1 protein-coding gene is annotated in these 2,285 nt (G+C 58.3%); it reads left to right on the top strand.

Translation table 11 applies throughout. The annotated features are described in order from the left end of the window. Window positions 1-153: 153 nt before the first annotated feature. Window positions 154-1,824: an arylsulfatase gene (locus tag ACOSYY_RS01175; RefSeq protein WP_421660411.1), complete on the top strand. Its 1,671-nt coding sequence runs from the start codon at window positions 154-156 to the stop codon at window positions 1,822-1,824. Window positions 1,825-2,285 lie beyond the last annotated feature (461 nt).

Here is a 2,285-nt window from a genome sequence, read left to right as displayed (position 1 = left end):
GTGCCGCTGTTCTTCGTGCTGATCGGGAAACTCAGTCGGCGTAAAGGGCCGGTTCGGGTACGAAGGACTGAAAGCAAGGAGCACGAGACCGGCTCGGTCGGCCGAATTTGATGCTGGACGCGGAAGTGCTTGCTCGGCGCCAAGGAGGGTCTGATGAAGGGCCAAACGAAGAGGCCTAACTTCCTTCTCGTCGTCGTGGACGACATGGGATATTCGGACTGTGAGCCTTTCGGCGGGGAAATTCGTACCCCCAATCTGGTCAAATTGGCGGAAGAAGGGGTTCGCTTCCGCCATTTCTATAGTTCATCGCTGTGTGCCCCGACGCGCTCGTTGCTGATGACCGGCGTCGATAACCACCTGAACGGTCTTGGTGTCATGCCTCCCATGCACTCCGTGAACCAGTTCATGAAGCCAGGCTATGAGGGAACGCTCAACGCCAATGTGGCCACTATCGCGGAACTATTGGGCGACGCGGGATATTACACCTGCATGGCCGGCAAATGGCATCTCGGCAAGAACGATGGGCAGAGGCCGGAGGATCGTGGATTTCATCGGGTGTTCAGTTTCCTGGGCGGGGGAGCCTCGCACTTCTCCGATGCAAAGGCGCTGTCGCCATCCGAACAACCGCATACCTTGTATGATGAGGATGGCCGGGACGTGACCAACGACCTGCCCGCCGATTTCTATTCCACCACCTCCTACACCGATAAGATGATCGAGTTCCTCCGGAACAAACCGCAGGACAAGCCGTTCTTCGGCTATCTCGCGTACACTGCGCCGCACGATCCGCTGCAGGTGCCCGATGAATGGCTTGACCGTTACAAGGGCGAGTATGACGACGGCTATCCGGCGATGAAGAAAGCACGTACCCTGCGGATGAAATCCATGGGTCTGATCAGTGCGGATATGGACATCAATCCGGCCACGGATCTCTTCGAGAGATGGGAGAATCTGTCGGACGAGGAGCGACGCAGCCAGGCGCGCAAAATGGAGATTTGCGCGGCGATGATCGAGATACTGGACGAGGGCATCGGGAAGGTCGTCGCCCACCTCAAGCAGACCGGAGAATATGACGACACGATCATCCTGTTTATGTCCGACAATGGCGCCAACCCCAAGGAACCGCACTTTTACTCCGATCGCACGGCCGCGGAGATTGATGAACTGTTCGACAACAGCCGGGAGAATATGGGTCGCGTGGGATCATTCATCTCGATCGGTGGCGCCTGGGCGGAAGCGTGCAACACGCCGTTGTCCTACTTCAAGCTGACAACTGCGGAGGGCGGGGTGCAGGTGCCGCTCATCGTCAGCGGTCCCGGCGTCAAACGCCGCGGTGTCGTGACTGACCAGTGCCTTCACGTGACCGACGTGCTGCCGACGCTGCTCGACTATGCCGGCGTCGAACGGCCGGAGCAACGCAACGGCCACCAACTCGCTCCACTTTACGGACGATCATGGCGGGCCTTTCTCGAAGAGATCTCCCGCCAGCACATTCGCGGCCATTATGATGCGCTCGGTTTCGAGATGATCGAATGCAAGGCGGTGATCAAGGGAGGCTGGAAGATTCTGTTCATGGCGCCGCCCTACGGCGACAACACATGGCATCTCTATAATCTCCGGGACGATCCGCAGGAACTGACCAATGTTGCGGCCGAACATCCCGGCAAGTTCGCTGAAATGCTGGCGGAATGGGAAGCATATTCCAGAGCGGTCGGCTATATCGAGGCTTCGGGCGATAAGATCTTGGCGCACATGAGTCCGGAGGACTTCTTCAGTCGGTACGGTCTCCAGCCTGCCGAAGGCCCCCTGCTCGGCGACGACTAACGAAGGATGATCGGTTTCACTCCGCAATCCGACGCGACGATTCTAATTGTCGGCACGAATCTAAGGCAGGAATGATGTCGTGCCAGCCGGCAGCCTCGTGAGATCAATTTCGAGATGATGCTTTTCGTGAATCTCGATGATGTCCCGCAAGTCCTGGAGCTGACGAAACGGGAGCGATCGCCGGGCCTCCCAGCTATCATGCTTGCCGGTCTTGCCGCGGGCTATCCGCTCGGCGGATCCGACCTAAAAACGTGCACAAAATGCTTGCATTGGGTTTGGCGCGGGGGGAACTACGCGTCGGCCTTTGTCATTGCGCAGGCTAGTTTTGCCGACCAGCCTGACGTCCTCATCGCCGTGGGCGAATTCGGTCGCCGTGCTCAAGATCGAGGAAGATTCCACTGACGGCCACTTTGAATGAGCAGTCCGACTCGCGTCGATTGGTCAACCGGTAGGCCTGCACG

It is taken from the genome of Nitrospira sp. BLG_2, assembly GCF_049222245.1.
Note: the sequence above shows the minus strand (reverse complement) of the source record. Positions and strands in the feature narration are given on the sequence as shown.